Consider the following 23,915-nt stretch of genomic DNA (forward strand, 5'->3'; position numbering starts at 1 on the left):
TCGGAACCTGGGGGGCGATGTGAAGGGTTATCCGGCGATCGAGGATCACGGGCTCATCGGCGACCTCCAGACCGCCGCGCTGGTGACCTGTGACGGCACGATCGACTGGTTCTGCGCTCCGCGCTTCGACTCGCCGAGCATCTTCGCCGCGCTGCTGGACAAGGAGAAGGGCGGCTTCTTCCAGATCGCCCCGCACGAGGTCCGGTACGTCACCAAGCAGCTCTATCTGCCCGGCACACCGATCCTGATCACCCGGTTCATCAGCGCGGACGGCGTCGCCGAGGTGATGGACTTCATGCCGGTCACCGGCGAACGGGTCACCGACTCGCACCGCATCGTGCGCATGGTCAACATGGTGCGCGGCAGCATGCGCTTCCGGGTGGAGTGCCGGCCCCGGTTCGACTACGCACGCGAGCGCCACGACCTGGAGCGGCACCGCAACGGCTACCTGTTCCGCAGCCCGTCGGCGACGCTCACCTTCAACCCGATCGACCCCGTGCGGCAGCTTTGGGCCCAGACCGGCGAGATCCGCATGGAGGGCGGCGACCTGATCGCCTACGGCACCCTGAAGGAGGGCGACACCGGCGGGGTGATCCTGGAGACCGGCAGTGAGGAACCCCGGATCATCCCGCCGGAAGAGGTCCAGGGCATGTTCGAGTGGACCCGGGACTACTGGCGGCGCTGGGTCGAACGCTCCCGCTACACCGGGCGCTGGCGGGAGATGGTCGAGCGCTCCGCCATCACGCTCAAGCTCATGACGTACGCGCCGACCGGCGCGATGATCGCCGCACCGACCGCCGCGCTGCCCGAGCTGGTCGGCGGCTCCCGCAACTGGGACTACCGCTACACCTGGGTACGCGACACCTCGTTCTCGGTGCACGCGCTGCTCGGTCTCGGGTTCACCGAGGAGGTCAGCCGGTACATGGACTGGCTGGACGAGCGCATCCGCGAAGCAGGCGACCACCAGGACCCGCTGAAGATCATGTACCGGGTGGACGGGTCCTCGGACCTGCACGAGGAGGTGCTCGACCATCTGGAGGGATACCGGGGCTCCCGCCCGGTTCGGATCGGCAACGGCGCGGCCGACCAGCTCCAGCTCGACATCCACGGCGAGGCGCTCTACGCCATGCACCTCGCCGACGAGCAGGGCATCCGGGTGTCGCACCAGGTGTGGAAGAGCACCGTGCGCCTGGTCGACTGGCTCTGCCACAACTGGGACAAGCGCGACGCCGGCATCTGGGAGAGCCGGCACCACCCCCGCAACTACACGTTCGGCCGGGTGATGTCCTGGGTGGCGCTGGACCGGGCCATCCGGCTGGCCACCCGGACCGGCCGGCCCGGGGACATGAGCTGCTGGACCGAGCAACGCAACCGGATCTACAACCAGGTCATGGCCCGCGGTTTCCACCGGGAACGCGGCAGCTTCGTGCAGGCGTACGACGAGAACGTGCTCGACGCCGCCCTGCTCTACATGCCGGCGGTCGGCTTCGTCACGCCCAGCGACCCGCTGTGGCTGTCCACCCTGGAGTCGATCGAGCGGGATCTGGTCTCGGACAGCCTGGTCCACCGGTACGACCCGCTGCACTCCCCCGACGGGCTGCCCGGCCACGAGGGCACGTTCAACATGTGCACGTTCTGGTACGTCGAGGCGCTGGCCCGCTCCGGCCGGCTGGACGACGCCCGGCTCACCCTGGAGAAGATGTTCACCTTCAGCAACCACCTCGGCCTCTACGCCGAGGAGATCGCCTCCACCGGTGAGCAGATCGGCAACTACCCGCAGGCGTTCAGCCACCTCGCGCTGATCAACTCGGCGCTGGCGGTGAACGACCTGCTCGACGCCGAGGCCGACGCCCGCCTCCGCCGGTAACTCCGGTGATCTCCGGCCCGGCCCCGGGTAGCCTTGACCGCATGAGGTTCCACGCCGCCGTCATGAAGCCCTGGTCCCTCCGCTGACGGCGGCAGGGTGACCGGCTTCTTCTGACGTACCAGCTCTGCTCCGCCGTCCTGGCGTTCCCGCCGGGCGGTGTCCTCGCGCTGCCCGGCTCCACGACGAGCCGAGAGCGGACTGTGAACAACCTCGACCACGTACCTTCATCCCCATCCACCTCAGGCGGTTCGCTGCCCGCCGGGCACCGGGCGCACGTCCGGGCCGACGGCGTTCGCGTCGTACGCGGCGGCCGGGTCGTGCTGTCCGACGTCGGCGTGACCGTCTCCGCCGGATCCCGCCTGGCGATCGTCGGCGAGAACGGCCGCGGCAAGACCACCCTGCTCCACGTGCTGGCCGGCATCCTCGTGCCCGACCAGGGCACCGTGGAACGGCTGGGCACGATCGGCGTCGCCCGGCAGAACCTGGAGGCGCGCAACGGCGAGACGGTGGGCACGCTCGTCCACGGGGCGATCCGTGAGTCCGAACGCGCACTGCGGGCGCTGGACGACGCCGCCGACGCGCTGGCCGAGGGCCGGGCGGGCGCGGACGACGCGTACGCCACAGCGCTCGACGCGGCGACCCGGCTGGACGCCTGGGACGCGCAGCGTCGCGTCGACGTGGCGCTGGCCGGTCTCGACGCCTGCCCGGACCGGGACCGCCCGCTGGCGACGCTGTCGGTCGGCCAGCGCTACCGGGTCCGGCTGGCGTGCCTGCTCGGGGCCCGGGTCGACCTGCTGATGCTGGACGAGCCGACCAACCACCTCGACGCGGCCAGCCTGGCCTTCCTCACCGCGCGGCTGCGTGAGCACCCGGGCGGCGTGGTGCTGGTGACCCACGACCGCGCCCTGCTGCGGGACGTGGCCACGGAGTTCCTCGACCTCGACCCCAGCGCGGACGGGCGCCCGCGCCGCTACGCCGGGGCCTACGCGGCCTGGCAGGACGGGCGTCGCCGCGACTTCGCGCACTGGGTACGCGACCACGAGGCGCAGCAGGCCGAGCACCAGCGGCTGGCCGACGCGGTACGGGAGGCGCAGGGCCGGCTCAGCACCGGCTGGCGTCCGGAGAAGGGCCACGGCAAGCACCAGCGCCAGTCCCGCGCCCCCGGCCTGGTGCAGGCGCTGCGACGCCGGCAGGAGGCGCTCGACGAGCACCGGATCACCGTCCCGGAGCCACCTCAGCCGCTGCGCTGGCCGCCGCTGGACACCCGGGCCGGACTGCCGATCCTGCGGTGCCACGACGTGACGGTGGCCGGGCGTCTGCGTACCCGGGTCACGCTCACGCTCGACGGCGGGGACCGGCTGCTGGTGACCGGGCCCAACGGCGCGGGCAAGTCGACGCTGCTCTCCGTGCTGGCCGGCGACCTCGTGCCGTCGACCGGGGAGGTCCGCCACCCGTCCGGGGCGCGGGTGGCGTACCTCGGTCAGGAGGTGCCCGACTGGCCGCCCCTGATGCTCGCCCACGACCTATACGAGCAGCACGTGGGCCGGCTGCGCTCCACCGGGCGCCTCGGCTCCGGCACGGCCCTGCCGCTGGGCGCGACGAACCTGCTCGACGCCGAGGCCCGGCGTACCCCGGTCGGCCGGATGTCGCACGGACAGCAACGGCGGCTGAACCTGGCGCTGCGCCTGGCCGAGCGTCCCGACCTGCTGATCCTCGACGAACCCACGAACCACCTGTCGGCGCCGCTGGTCGACGACCTCACCGCGGCCCTGCTGACGACCAGGGCCGCGGTGGTCGTCGCCACCCACGACCGGCAGATGCTCCAGGACCTGGCGGCCTGGCCCACGCTGCCCCTCACCGCCGACGACGCCGGGCCGTCCGGTCACACAGGGTCATGCCTGCCTGAAGGTTGATGACTTCGAGCGATATGACTGAGAGGCATAAATATGCCTCTCAGTCATATCGCTCGTGCGGACGGACCTCCCGGGTCCACCCGACGAAGCGGCGGTGCAGTGCGCCGGCCGGCGCAAGGCCAGACCCGGCATGACCGGGCCGTGGGTGGTCACCGCGCGTCCTCCAGGAACCGCGCGGTGACCGCCCGCGCCTGCCGGCTGGTCGCCCATTCCACCTGCCAGCAGGGGTACGGAGTCAGCCGCGCCCACCACGCGCATCCGCTGACCCCGCGCTACGCCGCACCGCGACGGCCGACGCTGCCCTCGCAAATCGCCTAGCCTCTCGGGCGTGGAGCACCTGCGCGATCTCGCCGTCCGGCTGGCGATGGACGAATCCGTCGGCGACGACCTGCCGATGGCGGCTGCTCACGCTCTGATCCGAGGCGTCGACTCGCCGGGCCTGATTGAGCTTGCCGGCCTGTCGAAGGGCCAATCGCGGGAGGCCGTCGACCTGTTCCGGCAGGCGATGGACGAACTCGGCTCGCCGGTGCCGGACGAGCGCGGCGCCCGACTGCATCTCATGCGTCAGGCAGCGGCGGACATCGTTACGGGAGACGGTGACGCCGAGGACCTGGCGTACGAGATCTACTGGCACGCGGCCTATTCCCAGTTGCCGGAACTGCGACCCGTGGCCGATCGTTTCCTGGAGCTGTACGTCGGATGGGGCCCGGCCTTCGACCAGACCGAGGAGGCGACTGCGGCCGCTAAGGTGGCGGCCCAGTCGTTCCTGCGCGACCATCCAGCCTGAGCGGCTCCCGCGTGTCTCGTCTACCGCAGCGACCGCGCACGGGCAAACGCCAGACGTGATGAGCCATATGCTGCACCCCGAGTGGAAGCGGGGATTCGTGAGGATCGTTGATCGGGTTCGCGGCGGATCCTTCGTCGCCGGTGTACTGGTGGTACTGGGCCTTGCCGGCTGCGTCACACGAGCCGACCCGCCACCGCCTCCGGCGCCCTCCGTGAATCCCGCGCCGTCGGCATCGCCCACCGAGCAAGAGGCGCTGATGGCGACGATTCGCCAGCTGGTCGAGCGGGCCGACGTCGGCGACGACATCCGGGAGCGCACGATCGAGGTCGGCGAGCCCTATGAACCCTGCGACCTGCTCATTGCCGACCCCGACCGGTCGAACGGGGGCGGGTTGGAGTTCGATCAGGTGTGGGGCGCGGGCCTGGAGGTCAATCCCGTAGGGATCTTCGCCGACGTCCAGCCCCCGACAACCCTTATGAACATCACGGTGATCGGTCTGCGCGATGCCTCGGCGGCCGCTGCGGCCGCGCGTAGGGCGCGCACCGCACGTTGCCCGAGTAAGGAATTCCGACTCAACATCGGGATGGCCACCGCCCGGTGGGGCGCACGCACGATGACCATCGGATCGACGAGCGCGCGGCTGACCACGGCGACGGTGAGCCGGGTGAACCCTGAAAACGCGGAAGGAATGCCGTTCCTGCCGGGCAACGCGCGGCTGATCTTCGCGCACGGCTCGCTGCTCATCAGTGTCGAGGCGCTCACCTTCTGGCCGCCCAAACGGAGCACCGCCGCCGACGTCACCGCAATCGCTCAGGAGAAGGCGACGTCCCTGGCAACGGCGATCGTCGAGACCGTCTCCACGCCAGGTTAGAACCGAGCCGCCCCGCCGCCGTCGACACACGCCGGCCGGGCGACTGGCATCAGCGACTGTCATCTATGTTCGCTCAAAAGACCGCAACCCCGAACCACAAGGTGCATTCTCAGCCCACGGCAGAAGACGAGATGGACAACCGTACCGACCCGATCGAAATCATCGCCCGGGTATCAGAGAACCAGGGCATGCAACGGGCCTTAGAGGTCTGGCTCTACAAGACCCACCAGGAAGGCTGGCCTGTGACAGTGGAGTCGTCCTCCGTCGACCAGCCGCGCAACGACTGCGGAGTGGTGGCCGTCGAGGGCCTGGAGTACCGGATCCGTCACACGAAGCGAGTCCGGCGACGGGTCGCCATCGTGCCCGCAGGGCAGCATCTGATCGCCGCTGCCGTCGACTCGGCCACGGGCAGGTCCGACGGCATCACCTGGACCTGGGAGTTCGACCACGCCGCGTGGGCCGAGCCGATGATCGACGATCACTAGCGCGGGCGACGCACGAACAGGCATGAGGATGAGCCGGGAGCGATGGAGATTCCGCATGAAGATCCTTTTCTATCCAGCGTCCGGTGAAGTCGACATCTCCGGAACCGCCGGTGAATACCACGCCTTGGCCGCGCTGATCGTGGCCGGAAGCGGAGGCCATGCTGCGGAGCCTGACGCCACGGACGACTTCGGCGGCACCGCACTCTCCGGCCTCCAGGTCTCGACCGCAGCCCACCGCATGGTCCTCATCTCGATAGACGACGCACGCGGTCTTCTCCAGATTTCCGGCGCCTCCGCCCCGCTGGCCGTCCTCGCGTCGAACGTCGAGGCAATGGCGGCCGACCAGGGCGGCGGCCACCTGCACATCGACTACTTCCCGGATCACCCCTACCTAGCCCCGACATCGGTCAGCTTGATCGTCAACAGCCCTCACGGTGGCATGCCGACGCGGTAGCCCCACAGCCTGGGCCAAATAGGAGCATCGGGGATTCTGGTGAGGTGTTCCCCGCTGCCCGGGCCTGACCCGAGTTCGAACCGGCTCCGTGCCTTGAAGTCGACCCGTCGACCCAGCAGGCGGGGCACCGTTCTCGGCACACCGCCGGCGACCGATGCCACCAGCACTTGGTCGTCGACTGAGCCCTTCTTACGCCCGCCCGTGCTGTCAGCGACTCCCAGCGCGGGGACTCAGATCCGGCGACGAGGTTCTCTGCCGCTGACACCACCGTACGGAAGCGGGACGCCCAAGGCTCGCCAGAGGTCACGGAGCACCCGTCCGAGCCGCTCGCTGTCGTCCATCGACAGCTCAGCGATGGCCATGCCGGCGGCCTGGTGCTCCCCGACGTTGTAGATCAGGTCGGCAAGCGCCGTCGCTGACGGTCGGTCGAGACGAAGAACGACTTCCTCTTCCTCAGGCATGTCCGGCACCCTACGGCTCCAGCAGCATTCGACGCTCGTCCGTCGTCCCACCAGAGGTGTCTCGTGCGGCCAAGGTCCCCACGTGATGTGGAACCATGACCGCATGGACCAGGAGACTGCGCCACAGGGGTGGATGCAGCAGCACATGGCCTCCTGGCTCCGCCTCGCCACCACCTTGCAAAGCGAAGGCTGGGAGGCGCAGATGACGTGTGAGGCAGCTCCGGTGCAGATGGAAGGTCACTTGCCGAGTGGCGAGCGGTTCTACTTCCGTGCCCGTCACAGCGAGGTATGGCTCGGCATCGGAGGCGAAGACCCTTCCGACATCCCTGAGTGGGAAGAGAGCGAATCACACGAGGAAGCAAGCTGGCTACCAGCTACCGACGGGAAGGCCATCATCCGACGACTCGCGCTCCGATATGCGGGGCGGAAGCGTTGAGGTGTGGCCGGGATTCGCTTCGCGTGGTGGCACCCTTCCCTTGATGGTGGGAGCGGCAGGTTTCGAACCTGCGACCCTCGCTTGTAAGTTCTGGGCGCTCCGTCTGCACGGTCACCGCTGCTGTCGGCAGCCGCGCCCTGGCCCGTCTCACGTCTAGGAGTTGCCGGTCATGGCCGTAGGCAGCTTGCCGCAGCGAGCCTGGCGCGGCTGTGGTTCAGCGGTTGCTGGGCGACACGTCCGCTGAACGCCGATCAGTGCAGGCGGCCGATTGGACCGGTGCTCTTCACATGACTTGGCGGTGCTCTTAACATGATCGGCCGCCGGTCGCGTAGCCGGCGGGCATCGGCCGGGGGTGTGGCGTGGGCAAGCGATCACGTGTCGAGTGGCACGACAACGGCGCGCTCATCTGGACTTGGGGGCTGACGCTGATCGTGTCGGGCGTCGGGCTGCTGCTGTTGGCCGTTGCGGCGGTCCTCTGGGCGGTCCGCACCCCGGCCGAGGTCGCCGATGGAGGCGGCAGATTCATGGTCCCGGCGATATTCGGTGCCGTCGCGCTTCTGGTAGCGGTGGCTGGACGAATCACCTCGGCCAACGCCCTGAGGTACGCAGACTCGACCCTGCCGAAGGTTCCCCACGAACTGGGGGTGACACACCACGTCGGGAGGCAGCGGCGCTCGCTACGACGTAGCAGCGGCATTGCCTACCTGTATATGGCGGTCATCGCTGGCGGGCTCGCCGGCGCCGCTCTGGTGAACTGGGATGAGCAGCCCCGCGCTGGCAGCCTGCTTGAACTGGCGCTCGCCGCGAGCGGCGTTGCCGGCTGCTACCTGGCCGGGCCGGCCGCCCGGTTCGTCGTCACACCGGAATATCTCCGCATCGAGACGGCGCTGCGCCGCATATCGATACCCCGGCACATGCTCGGCGACTTCTCCCAGCGCGGCGTAAAGATCCGTCTCGACCTGAGCAACGGCGACTACGTCCAGTTCCGGGTCGACTCACCCATATTGGACGCCGGCAACAGCAGGTACCGAACCAACGGGCGGACCCAGGCGCGCACCGTCGAGCGAATCGTGGCGATGCTGCGCGACGTGACCAGCGCCGGTAGCACCGACAGTCAGGTCGTAAGAGCGCCGAGGTGGGCCATGATCACCCTCGCCGTCGCCGCCGGGCTGGTGTCGGTCGCAGCGTTCATCGCGCCAGTCTTGCTACCGGCGCTTAGACCCTGACCGAGAGACGCTGCACAGCCTCATCCCAGGAGCGCGCCGCTACAGCCACCGAACGCCGATATCGGTGCAGCAGACCCTTCTTGGCTTCGCGCTGGTGATCTCGCCCTGCACTTCGCCGGCCTCCGAGAGAAAGCCGGCTGCCCGAGGTCCGGCTGCACGACCTGCGGCACACCGTCGTCTCGCTGCTGACGGAGTTGCGCGTCCCGCCGCACGTCGTCCAGGCCATCGCCCGGCACGCCGACGTAAGCCCCTGTTGCTGTCACCGCCCCGAGGAATGATCTTCTCGGGACGGTTTTCACTGCTGGTGGGTGGTGGGCGCGGCAGGTTTCGAACCTGCGACCCCTCGCTTGTAAGGCGAGTGCTCTCCCACTGAGCTACGCGCCCGGAACGCCCGTACGGCGGGCCGGAGCGGCCAGCTTACCTGCCCGCCTCCGGCCCCGCGCAACGACGTGCCTGGGGTGTGGGACTCAGGCGGCGACGGCCTCGGCCAGTGCCTTGCGCCAGCCCTGCTGGTCGCGCGCCTCGCCGGGCATGTTCATCTCGGCGAACCGGACCACGCCGGCCTTGTCGATGACGAAGGTGCCCCGGTTGGCGATGCCCGCGACGTCGTTGAAGACGCCGTACGCCTGCGCCACCGCGCCGTGCGGCCAGAAGTCGGACAGCAGCGGGAACTGGTAGCCCTCCCGGTCGGCCCAGATCTTGTGGGCGTACACGGAGTCGACGCTGACGGTCAGCACCTGGACGTCGTCGTTGACGTACTCGTTGAGGTTGTCCCGCACCTCGCACAGCTCGCCCTGGCAGATGCCGGTGAAGGCGAGCGGGTAGAAGACCAGCAGCACGGTCTTGCTACCGCGGAGGTCGGAGAGCCGGACCTCCTGGTTGTTCTGGTCCTTGAGCAGGAAGTCGGGCGCCTCGGCGCCAACCTCGATGGGCATGCGTGCTCCCTCGGGATCGGGTCTGGAGATGATCAGCCTGCCACACCCGGCGACCGCGGTCGCCGGGTGTGCGGCGCCGCCCTACTTCTTGCTCTTGGACCCGCGACGCATGACGAGGCGGGCCCCGCTCCAGTCGCGGCCGGCGTTGATGGTGGAGGTCTGCTGGAGCCCGGCGGTCTGCGCGCTCTCCGCGACCTCGCTCGGCTCGACGTGACCGTCGCGGCCGGCCTTCGGGGTCAGGAGCCAGACCACGCCGTTGTCCGCGAGCGGCCCGAGGGCGTCGACGAGGAGCTCGAACAGGTCACCGTCGCCGTCGCGGTGCCAGACCAGAACCGCGTCGACCACCTCGTCGGTGTCCTCGTCGACGAGTTCCCCACAGCGGTCGGTCAGGGCGTCCCGGAGATCGGTGTCGACGTCGTCGTCGTAGCCCATCTCCATGACGACCATGCCCGGCTCGATACCGAACCGGTCCGCCAGGCTGCGTACCCCGTCGGCCTGGCCAGCGGTCGCGCTCACTGTCGAGTGCCTCCTCATCTATCCCTGCTCGTGGCGTCGGGTGACACCGTCGGGCTCAGTCCACACAGTTGCGGCTCGCCGCGCAAGTGGCGCACCGGGTGGAACGGAATTTACCGTGCCAGCAGCGTACGGGCACCCTGGGTGATGGCTTCCGCGGAGACCAGAACCTGACGGGCAGCCGGACCTAATGGTACAAACGAGTCAAGTGCGGCTACGCGGCGTGCAGCGCCCACGTACCCGGTGTCGACGAGCGCGGACAGGACGCCCTCGCCCACCCCGCCGGTTCGCCGCGTCTCGTCCACCACCAGCACCCGGCCGGTCGCCGAGGACTCCCGGATGATGTCGGCCACCGGCAGCGGGGCCAGCCAGCGCAGGTCCACCACCCGGCTGCCCACGCCCTCCTCGGCCAGCGTGGCGGCGGCACGCAGCGACATCCGCACCCCGTTACCGAACGTGATGATGGTGAGGTCCTCGGCGGAGCCGATCCCGTAGACGCGAGCCCGCCCGATCGGCACGTGCCGGTCCGCCCAGGTGCCCGGCTCGGCGTACTCGGCGGTCCACTCGTCGTCACCGTCCGTGTACAGGTCGCGCACGTGGTAGAGCGCGATCGGCTCCACGAACACGCAGACGCTGCCGTCCACCCGGGCCGCCGCCAGGCAGGTCCGCAGCATCGGCGCGGCGTCGTCCGGCCGGGCCGGCACGGCCACCACCAGCCCCGGCACGTCCCGCAGCGCCCCCAGCGAGTCGTCGTTGCGGTCGTGGCCGCCGAGTCCTTCCGGGCTCGCCAGGCCGGGCACCCGCACCACCATCGGGTTGCGGAACTCGCCCCGGGACAGGAACCGCATGGTGGCCGCCTCGCCGCGGAGCTGGTCCTCGGCGCCGTGCAGCGATGTGAGGTGGCGGATCTCGGGCACCGGCAGCAGACCGGCCAGCCCGGCGCCCAGCCCGAGCCCGAGGATCGAGGTCGCGTCCGGCAGCGTGTCGAACACGCGCGCCGCCCCGAACCGGTCCCGCAGCCCCTCGGTCACGCCGTACACCCCACCCTGTGCGGCCACGTCGTGGCCGAACACCGCCGTCCCGGGGTAGTCGAGCATGCCGTCGGCGAGCGCGGCGTTGATGCTCTGCGCCAGCGTGAGCGGGCCGGTCAGCTCCGGCGGCTTGCCGCCGAACGCCTCCGCCCGCGCTCCCGCGCCCGGCCCGGCCGCGTGCGCCGCCGCCTCGGCGACCGCGCGGGACACCCGCACCGGCCGGCGCGGCGCCAGCTCCCGCACGATCTCGACCGGGGAGGCGAGCTTCGGCTCGTCCAGCACCTCCTCGGCGACGCGGCGCAGTTGCCAGCCCCGCTCGTCGTAGCGGGCCAGCAGTTCCTCGCCACTGGCGTACCCGGAGGTCACCAGCAGCCGCGCGGTGGCCAGCAGCGGGTCGCGGGCCGCGTCGCCGTCACCCTGCTCCATCAGGCGGACCGCGCTCAGGTGCAGCACGGCGGGCCGGCGCTGCCGGCGTACCCACTCCGCCGCCTCCGCCGCGACCCGGTAGGTCGCGGCCACGTCCGTGCCGTCGGCGGCGAAGTACCTGATGCCAGGCCGGGCCCGCAGCGTGGCGGCCACCCAGCCCTCGGCGGAGGTGCCGCCGTCGGCGCAGACGAACAGCACCGGGATGCGCAGGCCGGTGTGGTCGTACCAGCCGGTCGTGTTCAACGCGGCCGTGGCCGCGGCGTGGTCGGCCGCGCCGTCGTCGAAGGCGCAGACCACCACGGCGTCGGCGGGCCAGGGCGCCGCCTCGGCCTCGCCGTCGGCGGGCCGCGTGCCGCGGCGCAGCCGCTCCAGCGCCAGCCCCAGGCCGACGGCGCGCGGCAGGTGCGAACCGGCGGCCGACGTGGTCGGCACGACCGCCAGGTCGGCGCGGCCGAAGACCTTCGCCCGCCCGCCGGCCGCGGGCTCCTCGGCGGAGGCGACGATGCCGCGCAGCACGTCGCGCGCCGCCGCCGCGAACGCGTCGTCGGGCGCGGGCTGCGGCAGATCGGGTACGACGACAGTCGCGTCCCCGTCCGCGTCCACGACGATCCCGGCGCCCACGGGAAGACTCCCCGCCTCCGTCTCCCCCGCGCCCGGCCCTTCGAGATCTTGGTAGGAAACGGCCCCCGTAGGGGCACTTTCGTTCCAAGATCTTCCCGGTTCCGGGGCGGGGAAGGCGCTGGCGGCCTGGGCGGCGCGCAGGCAGTAGAACGCGCCGGAGCGGGCGTGCAGCAGCGCGGGATCGGTCGGCCGCAGCGCGGCTGCCACCGCGGCGTCGCCCTCGTGACCGGCCGACTCGACAGTGAAGTACCCCTCACCGAAGCCCGACAGCCACCGCCCGGCCAGGTCGAGCAGCCGGCTGGTCAGCTGCGCGTCGAACAGGGCCAGCGCCTGCGCCCCGGTCAACGCACCGCCGTCGGGCAGCGGTTCGCCCAGGTCGCGCCGCTGGTCGGGCGCCCCGAGCGCGGCCAGTTCGGCTCGGAGCCGGTCGTCGAGATCGTGCGGGGTGGTCACGCGGACAGCATTACCGACTCGGGCCCGCCTCGCCCACTCGGACACGTTCCGCCCGGCGTGGCTCAGACCTGGCCACACTCCTGCGGACAGCCTCCGTCGGACACCTTGAGCACCAGGTCCCGCAGTGTGGCCAGTTCGTCGGTGCTCAGGGCGTCGAGGAGTCGGGAGTCCGACATCACCTGGCGGACCCGGTCGCGTACCTGCCGCCCCCGCCCGGTGACCACGAGCGCCTTCTGCCGCCGGTCGGCCGGATCGGTACGCCGTTCCACCAGCCCGGCCTGCTCCAGCTTGTCGGCCAGGCCGGTGACGTTGGACCTGTCGCAGCCGAGCTGCTCGGCGAGGTCACGGGCCGGGAGCGGGCGGTCCGGGTCCAGCTCGTGCAGCGCCCTGGCGACCGCCGGGGTGAGGCCCAGTGCCGCGATCCCCTCGTCCTGGTGGTGCCGCAACGCGGCGGCGACGTGCAGGATCCGGCGCACGGTCTCCCCGGCCAGGTCCGCCCGGTCACGGACGGTGGGAACGGTGGATTGCGCCATCCGATCATCGTATGGGCGAGTCGATCTTCGATCAGCCGAACGGTCAGGCACCTCCTGCAACCGATTGCCGATCATGAAGCGCTGTTCGGCGGAAATTCCCGGCCGGTCGTCCGCCCTTCACCTGACGGCCATCGACGTCCGTGAGGCTGCCGGGAGTCGACGAACCGGACTCCGGGGAGGAAAACCGTGGCTCTGTCCCGACGTACCATCCTGCTCAGCGGCGCGGCGCTCGGCGCCGCCGGCGCGGCAGCCGGCCTGCCGGTCGCGGCCGCCGCGTCGCCCGGCCCGCTGCGCCGCGACCCGTTCACGCTCGGCGTGGCCTCCGGCGACCCGGACCACGAGGGCTTCGTGCTCTGGACCCGGCTGGCGCCGGAGCCGCTGGCCGAGGACGGCCTGGGCGGCATGCCGTCGCGGGTCGTGCCGGTGTCCTGGGAGGTGGCCGCCGACGAGCGCTTCCGGCACGTGGTGCGCCGCGGCGTACGGCTGGCCCGGCCGGAGTCCGCGCACAGCGTGCACGTCGAACTGGACGGCCTGCTGCCCGGACGGGAGTACTTCTACCGGTTCCGGGCCGAACGCTGGGCGTCCCCGGCCGGGCGCACCCGCACCGCCCCGGCGCCGTGGTCGATGCCCTCCGCGCTCGCCATGGGCTTCGCCTCCTGCTCGCAGTACGAGCACGGCTACTTCACCGCGTACCGGCGGCTGGCCGAGACCGAGCCGGAGCTGATCCTGCACCTCGGCGACTACCAGTACGAGTACGCCAAGGACACGTACAACGTCCCCGGCGGCAACCCGCGCGACCACGAGGGCCCGGAGACCCGGACGCTGGCGAACTACCGGCAGCGGCACGCCCAGTACAAGACCGACACCGACCTCCAGGCGGCGCACGCGGTCGCGCCCTGGGTGGTGGTCTTCGACGACCACGAGGTGGAGAACAACTGGGCCGACGAGGTGCCCGAGGCGCCCGACCCGGAGTTCCCCGCACGGCGGGCGGCGGCGTTCCAGGCGTACTACGAGAACATGCCGCTGCGCCGCACCTCGATCCCGCGCGGCATCGACATGCAGCTCTACCGGCGGGTGCGCTGGGGCCGGCTGGCCACCTTCCACATGCTCGACACCCGGCAGTACCGGGACGACCAGGCGTGCGGTGACGGCTACAAGAGCTGCGCCGAGGCGTCCGACCCGACCCGCTCGATCACCGGCGCCGCGCAGGAGGCGTGGCTGCTGGACGGCTTCCGCCGTTCCGAGGCCCGCTGGGACCTGCTCGGCCAGCAGGTGTTCTTCGCCCAGCGGGACAACAACTCCGGTCCGCTGACGGTGACGAGCATGGACGCCTGGGACGGGTACGTCGCATCCCGGGACCGGATCACCCGGGGCTGGACGGCCGCCGGGGTGCGCAACCCGGTGGTGCTCACCGGCGACGTGCACGCGCACTGGGCCAGTGACCTGAAGCTGGACTACGCCGACCCGACCTCGCGCACCGTCGGCAGCGAGCTGGTCTGCTCGTCGATCACCTCGACCGGGGACGGCGCCGACTCGCCGACCGGCTCGCACCCGTGGCTGGCGTTCAACCCGCACCTGCGCTTCCAGAACAACCTTCGGGGGTACGTCCGCACCACGATCACCCCGACCGAGCTGACCGCCGACTTCGACGTCCTGCCGTACGTGAGCCGACCGGACGCGCCCGCGTACACCCGGGCCACGTTCGTGATCGAGGACCGCGTACCCGGGCTGAACCTGACCCACGACCGGCCGCCGGCCGCGGCGCGCACCGCCGCCCCCGGCGTCGACCAGGGCCGGCAGACGGTGGAGGCGGAGACGGTCCGCCCGTGACGGCGCGGCCGGGCCGGGCGTCACACGCCCGGTCCGGCCGGTCAGCCGGCCAGGAACGAGAAGCGCACCTGACGGTCGGGGTTGTCGCCGTTGGTGTCGACCAGGCAGATCGACTGCCAGGTGCCGAGCTGGAGCCGCCCGCCGAGCACCGGCAGCGTCGCGTACGGCGGCACGAACGCCGGCAGCACGTGGTCGCGGCCGTGCCCGGGAGAGCCGTGCCGGTGCCGCCACCTGTCGTCGGTGGGGAGCAGGTCGTCGAGCGCCCGGAGCAGGTCGTCGTCGGAGCCGGCACCGGTCTCGATGATCGCCAGCCCGGCGGTGGCGTGCGGGACGAAGACGTGCAGCAGGCCGTCGCCGGCCCCGGACACGAACCGCTCGGCCTCGCTCGTGATGTCCCGGACGGTCGGCCGGGAGCCGGTCCGGACGGTGATCACCTCACTGCGCATACGGCGCATTCTGCCGCAGTGCCCGGTTCACCGCCCCGCCCGCCGATAGCGCATCCGGCGATAGCGCAAAGTTACTGATGGGTACCTGTGTTCAGCGTCGCGTCTGGGGGTGGGAGAGGTGACGGCACACGCCACCAGGGGGCAGGATGGCGCTAGAGACCTATCCCACACGAAACCGAGGGAACGCCTGTGGCTACGGAACGCAAGCGCCCGGTGATCACCGCTGGTCTGCCGAGCCAGCTTCCGGACATCGACCCTGAAGAGACCAGCGAATGGGTCGAGTCACTCGACGGTGTCATCGACGAGCGCGGGACAAAGCGAGCCCGGTACGTCATGCTGCGCCTGCTGGAGCGGGCCCGCGAGCGGCAGGTCGGGGTGCCGTCACTGACCACCACCGACTACATCAACACGATCCCGCCGGAGCGCGAACCGTGGTTCCCGGGTGACGAGCACGTCGAGCGGCGGCTGCGGGCGTACATCAGGTGGAACGCCGCGATGCTGGTGCACCGGGCGCAGCGCCCGGAGATCGGCGTCGGTGGGCACATCTCCACGTTCGCCAGCTCGGCGTCCCTCTACGAGGTGGGCTTCAACCACTTCTTCCGGGGCAAGAACCACCCGGGCGGCGGTGACCAGATCTTCTACCAGGGTCACGCCTCCCCCGGCATGTACGCGCGGGCGTTCCTGGAGGGCCGGCTCAGCGAGAGCCAGCTCGACGGCTTCCGGCAGGAGCTGTCGCACCCCGGCGGCGGGCTCCCGTCGTACCCGCACCCGCGGCTGATGCCGGACTTCTGGGAGTTCCCCACCGTCTCCATGGGCCTCGGCCCGCTGAACGCGATCTACCAGGCGCGGTTCAACCGCTACCTGCACCACCGCGGCATCAAGGACACCTCCCAGCAGCACGTCTGGGCGTTCCTCGGCGACGGTGAGATGGACGAGGTCGAGTCGCTCGGCGCGATCGGCGTGGCCGCCCGCGAGGAGCTGGACAACCTCACCTTCGTGATCAACTGCAACCTCCAGCGCCTGGACGGACCGGTCCGCGGCAACGGCAAGGTCATGCAGGAGCTGGAGGCGTTCTTCCGGGGCGCCGGCTGGAACGTCATCAAGGTGGTCTGGGGCCGCGAGTGGGATCCGCTGCTCGCCGCGGACACCGACGGCGCGCTGGTCAACCTGATGAACACCACGCCCGACGGTGACTACCAGACCTACAAGGCGGAGTCCGGTTCGTACGTGCGGGAGCACTTCTTCGGCCGCGACCCGCGGACCCGCAAGATGGTCGAGCACCTGTCCGACGACGAGATCTGGAACCTCAAGCGGGGTGGCCACGACTACCGCAAGCTCTACGCGGCCTACAAGGCGGCGATGGAGCACACCGGCCAGCCGACGGTGATCCTCGCCAAGACGATCAAGGGCTGGACGCTCGGCTCGCACTTCGAGGGCCGCAACGCCACCCACCAGATGAAGAAGCTGACGCTGGAGGACCTGAAGCTCTTCCGCGACCGCCTCTACCTGGACATCCCGGACAAGCAGCTGGAGGAGAACCCGTACCTCCCGCCGTACTACACCCCGGGCGAGAAGTCCGACGAGATCGCGTACCTGAAGGACCGGCGTCAGCAGCTCGGCGGCTACCTGCCCACGCGCAGCACCGCGCGCAAGACGCTGGCCATCCCGGGCACCGAGCGGTTCTCCGACGTCAAGCGCGGGTCGGGCAAGCAGAAGGTCGCCACCACGATGGCGTTCGTCCGCCTGCTCAAGGACATCATGAAGGACAAGGAGTTCGGCAAGCGCTGGGTGCCGATCATCCCGGACGAGGCCCGTACCTTCGGTATGGACTCGCTGTTCCCGACCCAGAAGATCTACTCGCCGCACGGCCAGCGCTACACCTCGGTGGACCGAGAGCTGTTCCTGTCCTACAAGGAGTCGACCACCGGCCAGATCCTGCACGAGGGGATCAACGAGGCCGGTTCGGTGGCCTCGTTCACGGCCGCGGGCACGGCGTACGCCACCCACGGCGAGCCGATGATCCCGCTGTACATCTTCTACTCGATGTTCGGCTTCCAGCGCACGGGCGACGGGTTCTGGGCGGCGGCGGACCAGATGGCGCGGGGCTTCGTGCTCGGCGCGACAGCCGGCCGGACCACGCTCAACGGTGAGGGCCTCCAGCACGAGGACGGCCACTCGCTGCTGCTCGCCGCCACCAACCCGGCGGTGGTCTCCTACGACGCGGCGTTCGCCTTCGAGCTGGCGCACATCGTGGAGAACGGCCTGCACCGGATGTACGGCGAGGCGCAGGAGAACATCTTCTACTACCTCACCATCTACAACGAGCCGATCTTCCAGCCGGCCGAGCCGGAGGGCGTGGACGTCGAGGGCATCCTCAAGGGCATCCACCGCTACTCCCCCGCGCCGCAGGTCGGTGACGACGCGCCGAAGGCGAACATCCTCGCGTCCGGCACCGGTATGCAGTGGGCGCTCAAGGCCCAGCAGCTGCTCGCCGAGGACTGGGGCGTGTCCGCCGACGTGTGGTCGGTGACGTCCTGGACCGAGCTGCGCCGCGACGCGGTGGAGTGCGAGGAGCACAACCTGCTCAACCCGGGCGAGGAGCCGCGCGTGCCGTACATCGCGCGGAAGCTGGCCGACGCCGACGGGCCGAAGGTCGCTGTGAGCGACTGGATGCGCGCGGTGCCGGACCTGATCGCGCGCTGGGTGCCCGGGGACTACACCTCGCTCGGCACCGACGGCTTCGGCATGTCGGACACCCGGCACGCGCTGCGCCGCCACTTCCACGTGGACGCCGAGTCGGTGGCGGTCGCGACGCTGCGCCAGCTCGCGCTGCGCGGCGTGGTGCCGGCGCACGTGCCGGCCGACGCGGCCCGCAAGTACGCGCTGGACGACGTCAACGCCGCCCCGGTCGGCGAGACCGGCGGCGACAGCTGAAAGGAAGGGCCCCTTCTTAACGCCTCCGGTAGAGGAGGGGCCCCTTCTTAACACCTCGGGCACAGACGACGACGGCCCGGCGTCCCTGGCGGGAACGCCGGGCCGTCACCATCGCGGGCGACGCCGGGACGGGCTCGGTCAGCCGACGGCGGCCAGGTCGGTCAGCCGGGCCAGCGAGTCCTCCAGGTCGGCGCCGACCCGGCGCAGGCCGAGCCGGAGCAGGGCCGCCTTGACGGGTCCGGCGGGCCACCGCACGACGATCAGGCGTACGACGGTGCCGCCACCCTCCTCGTCCGGGGTCAGCTGGACGTAGATCTCGGTGCGCGCCTCGGCCCGGGCGCCGGCGCCCTTCGCGCGTTCGCGCCAGCCGATCAGGGTCGGCTCCTGGAAGGCGATCACCTCGGCCTCGTGCGCGGCGCCGCGTCCGGCCTGGACCAGCTGCCGCCGCCCGAATCCCTCCCCGGACAGGACCTCGGCCGCGCGGACTCCCGCCAGCCAGGCCGGCAGCTGCTCGGCGCGCTGCACGACGTCCCAGACCACATCCACCGGCGCCGCCACGTGCGCGCTTCGTTCCACGAGGATCATGAGTATCTTTCCCCCACTTAAATCACATCCGCGATATTTGGCACTCTATGTGTAAATCGGACTTAAGCGGACGGGTTCGGAAAAGACACGCCGAACTCCCTTGCGTCACCCAGTCATCTCGGCCTATGGCGCGTCGGTCCGCAGAGCCCTAGAGTCGCGAGCACGCTTCACGTTCCTGGAGGGTGACTTGACGACCGCGCCGATGCCCGAGTTCCCCGCCGGCTTCCGCTGGGGGGTCTCCACCTCCGCGTACCAGATCGAGGGTGCGACCACAGTCGACGGGCGTGGTCCGTCCATCTGGGACACGTTCGCCCACGACCCGGGCCGGATCGCCGACGGCAGCACCGGCGACCAGGCGTGCGACCACTACCACAGGTACGCCGAGGACACCGCGCTGCTGGCCGGGCTGGGGGTGTCCGCGTACCGGTTCTCGATCGCCTGGCCCCGGATCCAGCCGGCCGGCACCGGCCCGGCGAACGCCGCCGGGCTGGACTTCTACGACCGGCTGGTGGACGGACTGCTCGCCGCCGGTGTGGACCCGGTCGCCACGCTGTTCCACTGGGACCTGCCGCAGGCGCTGGAGGACGCCGGCGGCTGGCTCAACCGGGACACCGCCGCCCGCTTCGCCGAGTACGCCGACCTGACCGCGGCCCGCCTCGGCGACCGGGTGAAGCTCTGGATCACGCTCAACGAGCCGTTCATCCACATGAGCCTCGGCCACGGCATGGGCGAGCACGCGCCGGGCCGCACGCTGCTGTTCGACGCCTTCCCGGTGGCCCACCACCAGTTCCTCGGGCACGGCCTCGCGGTCGCCGCGCTGCGCGCCCGCAGCACGTCCCCGGTGGCGATCGCCAACAACTACTCCCCGGTGCGCCTGGCCGGCGACACCGACGCGGACCGGGCCGCCGCCGCGGCGTACGACGCGCTGCACAACCGCCTGTTCACCGATCCGCTGCTCGGACGCGGCTACCCGGACGCGCTCGGCCCCGACCCCGCAGTGGTACGCGACGGCGACCTGGACGTGATCGCCGCCCCGATCGACGTCCTCGGCGTCAACTACTACAACCCGACCGGCATCCGGGCACCGGAGGCGGGCTCGCCGCTGCCGTTCGAGATCGTGCCGCTGGACGGCTACCCGCGTACCGCGTTCGACTGGCCGGTGGCCCCGGACGGGCTGCGCGAGCTGCTGCTCCTCCTGCACGAGCGGTACGGCGACGCGCTGCCGCCGATCCAGGTCACCGAGAGCGGCTGCGCGTACGACGACGCGCCGGACGCCGACGGCCGGGTGCACGACCCGGAGCGGATCGCGTACCTGGACGGGCACATCCGCGCGGTGCGCGAGGCGATGGCCGGGGGCGTGCCGGTGACCGGGTACTTCGTCTGGTCGCTGCTGGACAACTGGGAGTGGGCCGAGGGCTTCACCAAGCGGTTCGGCCTGGTGCATGTCGACTTCGACACCCAGCGGCGGACGCCGAAGTCGTCGTACACCTGGTTCCGGGATCTGGTCCGGCGGTGACCACTGTGAACCCGACGCCGGCCTCGCTGCCGGCGGCGCTCGCCGAGCCGACCGTCCCGGTACGGCGGAGCTGGATCGCGCTGATCTTCGCGGCCAACCTGGGCGTCTGGATGGCGTTCTTCACCCCGATCCAGGTGCTGCTGCCGCAGCAGGTGGAACGGATCGCCCCGGCCGACAAGGAGGCCATGCTGGCGGTGGTCACCGGCATCGGCGCGCTCGCCGCGGTGCTGGCGAACCCGCTCGCCGGGGCGCTGTCCGACCGCACCTCGCTGCGGCTGGCCAACCGGCACTTCGGCCGCCGCCACGTCTGGACCGCGCTCGGCGCGGTCATCGGCGCGCTCGCCCTGGTGCTGCTGGCCCGGCAGAACACCATCGCCGGGGTGGCGGTGGCCTGGGTCGCAGCGCAGGTCTGCTTCAACGCGATGCTGGCCAGCCTCACCGCCGCGATCCCGGACCGGGTGCCGGTGGCGCAGCGCGGCGGCGTGTCCGGCTGGGTAGGCATCCCGCAGGCGCTGGGTCTGGTGCTCGGCGCGGTGCTGGTCACCGCCGTGGTCACCGGAAACGCCGCCGGGTACGCGGCGATCGCGCTCGCCGTGCTGCTGCTGTCGCTGCCGTTCGCGCTGCTGACCCAGGACGACCACCTGCCCCGGGAGCACCGCTCACCGCTGCGGCTGCGCTCGCTGTTCGCCTCGATGTGGATCAGCCCGCGCCGCCACCCCGACTTCGCCTGGGCGTGGTTCACCCGGTTCCTGGTGCAGACCGGCAACGCGCTGGGCACGCTCTACCTGCTCTACTTCCTCACCGACGGGGTACGGGTGGCCGACCCCGAGGGCTCCCTGCTGGTGCTGATCCTGCTCTACACGCTGGGCATGATGCTCACCGCGGTGGTCGCCGGGCGCATGTCCGACCGCTCCGGCCGGCGCAAGGTCTTCGTGATCACCTCCGGGCTGATCATGGCGGTGGCGGCGGTGCTGCTGGCGGCGGCGCCCACCTGGCCGATGGCGATCGTCGCGGCGCTGCTGCTCGGCGCGGGCTACGGCGTCTACCTGTCGGTGGACGCAGCCCTGATCACCCAGGTGCTGCCCGCCGCGACCGACCGGGCCAAGGACCTCGGCGTGATCAACATCGCCAACTCGGCGCCGCAGGTGCTCGGGCCGGCGCTGTCCGCGCCGATCGTCGTGCACCTCGGCGGCTACCCGACGCTGTACGCGGTCACCGCGGCGGTCACCCTGCTCGGCAGCGCCCTGGTCGTGAAGATCAAGTCGGTGCCCTGACCCGGCCCCCTGCCGGAAACCCCTCGCGGTCCGCCGTAGGCTGGGGGGCGTGACGGTACGTGTACGCTTCGCCCCTTCCCCGACCGGTATGTTCCACGTCGGCGGCGCCCGTTCGGCGCTGCAGAACTGGATCTTCGCCAAGCAGCAGGGCGGGGTGTTCGTGCTGCGCATCGAGGACACCGACGCGGCACGTAACCGGCCCGAGTGGACCGAGGGCATCCTGTCCGCGCTCGACTGGATCGGCATCGCCCGGGGCAGCTACGAGGGCCCGTACTTCCAGTCCTCGTACGCGGGCGAGCACCGGGCCGCCGCGCAGCGGCTGTACGAGGGCGGCCGGGCCTACTACTGCGACTGCACCCGCGAGGACGTGCAGGCGCGTACCGGCCCGCAGCAGCGCGGCTACGACGGCTTCTGCCGGGACCGCGGCCTGGAGCCGGGCGAGGGACGGGCACTGCGTTTCCGGACGCCCGACGAGGGCGAGACAGTGGTGGTCGACCTGGTCCGCGGCGAGCCGACGTTCGAGAACAAGCTGATCGAGGACTTCGTCATCGCCCGTGGCGACGGCTCCCCGGTGTTCCTGCTGGCGAACGTGGTCGACGACATGAGCATGGGCATCACCCACGTGATCCGGGCCGAGGAGCACCTGCCGAACACCCCGAAGCAGCAGCTGCTGTGGGACGCGCTCGGCGTCAAGCCGCCGATCTGGGCGCACGTGCCGGTGGTGGTGAACGAGAAGCGGCAGAAGCTGTCCAAGCGGCGGGACAAGGTCGCGCTGGAGGCGTACCGGGACGAGGGCTACCTCGCCGACGCGATGCGCAACTACCTGATGCTGCTGGGCTGGGCGCCGTCGGGCGACCGGGAGATCGTGCCCTGGTCGGTGATCGAGGAGGAGTTCCGGCTGGACGAGGTGAACCCGTCCCCGGCGTTCTTCGACGAGAAGAAGCTGCGCGCGTTCAACGGCGACTACATCCGGGCGCTGCCGGTGGAGGACTTCGTCGAGGCGTGCCGGCCGTGGCTCACCGGTACCGAGACCATCGCCCCGCCGCCGTGGCAGCCCGACGAGTTCGACCCGGCCGCGTTCGCGGCGGTGGCCCCGCTGGCGCAGACCCGGATCGCGGTGCTCAGCGAGATCGTGCCGAACGTCGACTTCCTGTTCCTGGCCGACCCGCTGATCGACGAGGCGGCATGGGCCAAGGCGATGAAGGAGGGCGCCGCCGACCTGCTGGACGCGGCGATCGTGGCGTTCGAGGCGCTGGAGTCCTGGGACGCCGAGTCGCTGAAGGCCACGCTGGAGGCGGTCGGCGCGGAGCGCGGGCTGAAGCTCGGCAAGGCGCAGGCGCCGGTACGCGTCGCGGTCACCGGGCGCACCGTCGGCCTGCCGCTGTTCGAGTCGCTGGAGGTGCTCGGCCGCGACCGTACGCTGACCCGGCTGCGCGCCGCACGCGTACGCCTGGTCTGAGCCGCGGCACGGCGCCCGTTCCCGACGCTCGGGCGTGTCGTGGCCAGAAAGCGGTTCCTCTATTGGCCGATATGCCTCTGAGTCATAATTATGACTCAGAGGCATATCTGTTTTCGGCGATCATTGCGCCAGCAGTGTCACGCAGAGTGGTCCCGCGCACTGGCCACGATCACCGGCGGGTGGCCCGGCGGCGCAGCAGCAGCCCGCTGCCCAGCGCCGCGAGCACCACCACCGTGCCGGCCGCCCACAGCCAGCCCGTACCCCCGTCATCGTCCGCCCCGGCGGCGGCCGGGGTGGGGCTCGGCACCGCGCTGGTGGGCAGAGCGGCGGAAGTGGCGGGGGCGGCGCTGGTGGGCGGCACCGTCGCCGACGGCGACTCGGCCGGGGTGCCGGTGGTCAGGGTGAACCGGACCTCCCCCTTGATCGGGTGGCCGTCGTCGGAGGCCAGCCGGTAGGTCACGATGTAGAGGCCAGCCGCGCCCGGCCGGAACGGCACGATCACGCGCTTGCCGGAGAACGTCGGCGCGCCGCCGGTAGCGGCCACGTTGTCCGGGCCGGTGACTGTTACCTCGGTCGTCGCCTCCTTCGGCGTGGCGAGGAACCGCAGCTCGATCCGCTCCGGCGCGGCGGCCAGCCGGGCCCCGTCGCGCGGATCACTGCCGGTCAGCGAGTTGTGCGCGGCGGCGGGCGCGGCCGGCAGCAGCGCGAACGCCGCGACCACCCCGAGCACCACCGCCCAGGTACGCGCCACACGGGCGACCCTGCCCCCCATGGTTCCCTCCGTCCGGGTAGGATCCGGCCGATGATCATCGACCGCTCATTGGTCGGTCTCAGCTCGCAGATAGTTCCAAATACTCTT

The 23,915-nt window shown here is 71.1% G+C and carries 21 protein-coding genes and 1 tRNA gene; 13 read left to right on the plus strand and 9 right to left on the minus strand.

Going from position 1 to position 23,915, the window contains the following annotated elements; genetic code table 11:
• The first annotated feature begins 19 nt into the window (after nucleotides 1-19).
• The 6 genes from MICAU_RS23345 (at nucleotide 20) to MICAU_RS23370 (ending at nucleotide 6,377) form a co-directional block, all read left to right on the plus strand.
• Nucleotides 20-1,867 carry a glycoside hydrolase family 15 protein gene (locus tag MICAU_RS23345; RefSeq protein WP_013287814.1) on the plus strand — a complete coding sequence of 616 codons (1,848 nt, stop codon included), beginning with the start codon at nucleotides 20-22 and terminating at the stop codon, nucleotides 1,865-1,867.
• A 200-nt stretch (nucleotides 1,868-2,067) separates the two neighbouring features.
• Nucleotides 2,068-3,780: an ABC-F family ATP-binding cassette domain-containing protein gene (locus MICAU_RS23350; RefSeq protein ID WP_244879661.1), complete on the plus strand. Its 1,713-nt coding sequence runs from the start codon at nucleotides 2,068-2,070 to the stop codon at nucleotides 3,778-3,780.
• Nucleotides 3,781-4,108: 328 nt separating this feature from the next.
• Nucleotides 4,109-4,567: a hypothetical protein gene (locus tag MICAU_RS23355; RefSeq protein WP_013287816.1), complete on the plus strand. Its 459-nt coding sequence runs from the start codon at nucleotides 4,109-4,111 to the stop codon at nucleotides 4,565-4,567.
• A gap of 58 nt (nucleotides 4,568-4,625) precedes the next feature.
• A complete protein-coding gene (locus MICAU_RS23360) occupies nucleotides 4,626-5,438 on the plus strand; it encodes a hypothetical protein (RefSeq protein WP_244879662.1) in 813 nt (270 codons plus the stop codon).
• A gap of 131 nt (nucleotides 5,439-5,569) precedes the next feature.
• On the plus strand, nucleotides 5,570-5,923 hold the full coding sequence (locus MICAU_RS23365; protein ID WP_013475631.1) for a hypothetical protein: 354 nt from the start codon (nucleotides 5,570-5,572) through the stop codon (nucleotides 5,921-5,923).
• A 55-nt stretch (nucleotides 5,924-5,978) separates the two neighbouring features.
• Nucleotides 5,979-6,377 (plus strand): Imm32 family immunity protein, encoded by a 399-nt coding sequence (locus tag MICAU_RS23370; RefSeq protein ID WP_013287819.1) that lies wholly within the window; start codon nucleotides 5,979-5,981, stop codon nucleotides 6,375-6,377.
• A 230-nt stretch (nucleotides 6,378-6,607) separates the two neighbouring features.
• Here the strand turns inward: MICAU_RS23370 and MICAU_RS23375 are convergent, their stop codons facing one another.
• Entirely contained in the window at nucleotides 6,608-6,838 is a 231-nt protein-coding gene (locus MICAU_RS23375; RefSeq protein ID WP_221488010.1) for a hypothetical protein, read from the minus strand.
• A 103-nt stretch (nucleotides 6,839-6,941) separates the two neighbouring features.
• Between MICAU_RS23375 and MICAU_RS23380 the strand changes: the two genes are divergently transcribed.
• Both MICAU_RS23380 and MICAU_RS23385 read left to right on the plus strand, forming a co-directional pair.
• Nucleotides 6,942-7,274, plus strand: coding sequence for a hypothetical protein (locus MICAU_RS23380; RefSeq protein WP_244879663.1), 333 nt, complete (start codon nucleotides 6,942-6,944; stop codon nucleotides 7,272-7,274).
• A 359-nt stretch (nucleotides 7,275-7,633) separates the two neighbouring features.
• Nucleotides 7,634-8,500: a hypothetical protein gene (locus MICAU_RS23385; protein WP_013287821.1), complete on the plus strand. Its 867-nt coding sequence runs from the start codon at nucleotides 7,634-7,636 to the stop codon at nucleotides 8,498-8,500.
• A gap of 309 nt (nucleotides 8,501-8,809) precedes the next feature.
• Here MICAU_RS23385 and MICAU_RS23390 read toward each other — a convergent pair.
• From MICAU_RS23390 to MICAU_RS23410, 5 genes are all read right to left on the minus strand, one after another.
• A tRNA-Val gene (locus tag MICAU_RS23390) sits at nucleotides 8,810-8,884 on the minus strand.
• Between the two features lie 83 nt (nucleotides 8,885-8,967).
• On the minus strand, nucleotides 8,968-9,435 hold the full coding sequence (locus MICAU_RS23395) for a peroxiredoxin (protein WP_013287822.1): 468 nt from the start codon (nucleotides 9,433-9,435) through the stop codon (nucleotides 8,968-8,970).
• 81 nt (nucleotides 9,436-9,516) lie between these two features.
• A complete protein-coding gene (locus tag MICAU_RS23400; protein ID WP_013287823.1) occupies nucleotides 9,517-9,951 on the minus strand; it encodes a DUF3052 domain-containing protein in 435 nt (144 codons plus the stop codon).
• 110 nt (nucleotides 9,952-10,061) lie between these two features.
• Complete coding sequence (locus MICAU_RS23405; protein WP_041799090.1) at nucleotides 10,062-12,479, minus strand: transketolase C-terminal domain-containing protein; 2,418 nt, start codon at nucleotides 12,477-12,479, stop codon at nucleotides 10,062-10,064.
• A 62-nt stretch (nucleotides 12,480-12,541) separates the two neighbouring features.
• A complete protein-coding gene (locus MICAU_RS23410; RefSeq protein WP_013287825.1) occupies nucleotides 12,542-13,012 on the minus strand; it encodes a MarR family winged helix-turn-helix transcriptional regulator in 471 nt (156 codons plus the stop codon).
• 186 nt (nucleotides 13,013-13,198) lie between these two features.
• Here MICAU_RS23410 and MICAU_RS23415 point away from each other — a divergent pair, with 186 nt between their 5' ends.
• Nucleotides 13,199-14,842: an alkaline phosphatase D family protein gene (locus MICAU_RS23415; RefSeq protein ID WP_013287826.1), complete on the plus strand. Its 1,644-nt coding sequence runs from the start codon at nucleotides 13,199-13,201 to the stop codon at nucleotides 14,840-14,842.
• A 41-nt stretch (nucleotides 14,843-14,883) separates the two neighbouring features.
• Here the strand turns inward: MICAU_RS23415 and MICAU_RS23420 are convergent, their stop codons facing one another.
• On the minus strand, nucleotides 14,884-15,288 hold the full coding sequence (locus MICAU_RS23420; RefSeq protein ID WP_030271630.1) for a secondary thiamine-phosphate synthase enzyme YjbQ: 405 nt from the start codon (nucleotides 15,286-15,288) through the stop codon (nucleotides 14,884-14,886).
• A gap of 189 nt (nucleotides 15,289-15,477) precedes the next feature.
• On the opposite strand from MICAU_RS23420, the gene aceE reads away from it, so the two are divergent.
• Nucleotides 15,478-18,222, plus strand: coding sequence for a pyruvate dehydrogenase (acetyl-transferring), homodimeric type (aceE, locus tag MICAU_RS23425; RefSeq protein ID WP_013287828.1), 2,745 nt, complete (start codon nucleotides 15,478-15,480; stop codon nucleotides 18,220-18,222).
• 138 nt (nucleotides 18,223-18,360) lie between these two features.
• On the opposite strand, the gene MICAU_RS23430 is transcribed toward aceE, so the two are convergent.
• Complete coding sequence (locus tag MICAU_RS23430) at nucleotides 18,361-18,807, minus strand: SRPBCC family protein (protein ID WP_013287829.1); 447 nt, start codon at nucleotides 18,805-18,807, stop codon at nucleotides 18,361-18,363.
• A 202-nt stretch (nucleotides 18,808-19,009) separates the two neighbouring features.
• On the opposite strand from MICAU_RS23430, the gene MICAU_RS23435 reads away from it, so the two are divergent.
• Genes MICAU_RS23435 through gltX form a run of 3 tightly spaced genes read left to right on the plus strand, consistent with a single transcriptional unit; the run spans nucleotide 19,010 to nucleotide 23,056 of the window.
• On the plus strand, nucleotides 19,010-20,323 hold the full coding sequence (locus tag MICAU_RS23435) for a GH1 family beta-glucosidase (protein WP_041799091.1): 1,314 nt from the start codon (nucleotides 19,010-19,012) through the stop codon (nucleotides 20,321-20,323).
• Nucleotides 20,320-21,597, plus strand: coding sequence for an MFS transporter (locus tag MICAU_RS23440; RefSeq protein WP_013287831.1), 1,278 nt, complete (start codon nucleotides 20,320-20,322; stop codon nucleotides 21,595-21,597). The genes MICAU_RS23435 and MICAU_RS23440 overlap by 4 nt, the downstream gene beginning before the upstream one ends.
• 49 nt (nucleotides 21,598-21,646) lie before the next feature.
• A complete protein-coding gene (gltX, locus tag MICAU_RS23445; RefSeq protein ID WP_030271635.1) occupies nucleotides 21,647-23,056 on the plus strand; it encodes a glutamate--tRNA ligase in 1,410 nt (469 codons plus the stop codon).
• Between the two features lie 169 nt (nucleotides 23,057-23,225).
• On the opposite strand, the gene MICAU_RS23450 is transcribed toward gltX, so the two are convergent.
• Nucleotides 23,226-23,828 carry a copper resistance CopC family protein gene (locus MICAU_RS23450; protein WP_013287833.1) on the minus strand — a complete coding sequence of 201 codons (603 nt, stop codon included), beginning with the start codon at nucleotides 23,826-23,828 and terminating at the stop codon, nucleotides 23,226-23,228.
• Between the last annotated feature and the right edge of the window lie 87 nt (nucleotides 23,829-23,915).

Source organism: Micromonospora aurantiaca ATCC 27029, from assembly GCF_000145235.1.
Classification (GTDB): Bacteria; Actinomycetota; Actinomycetes; order Mycobacteriales; family Micromonosporaceae; genus Micromonospora; species Micromonospora aurantiaca.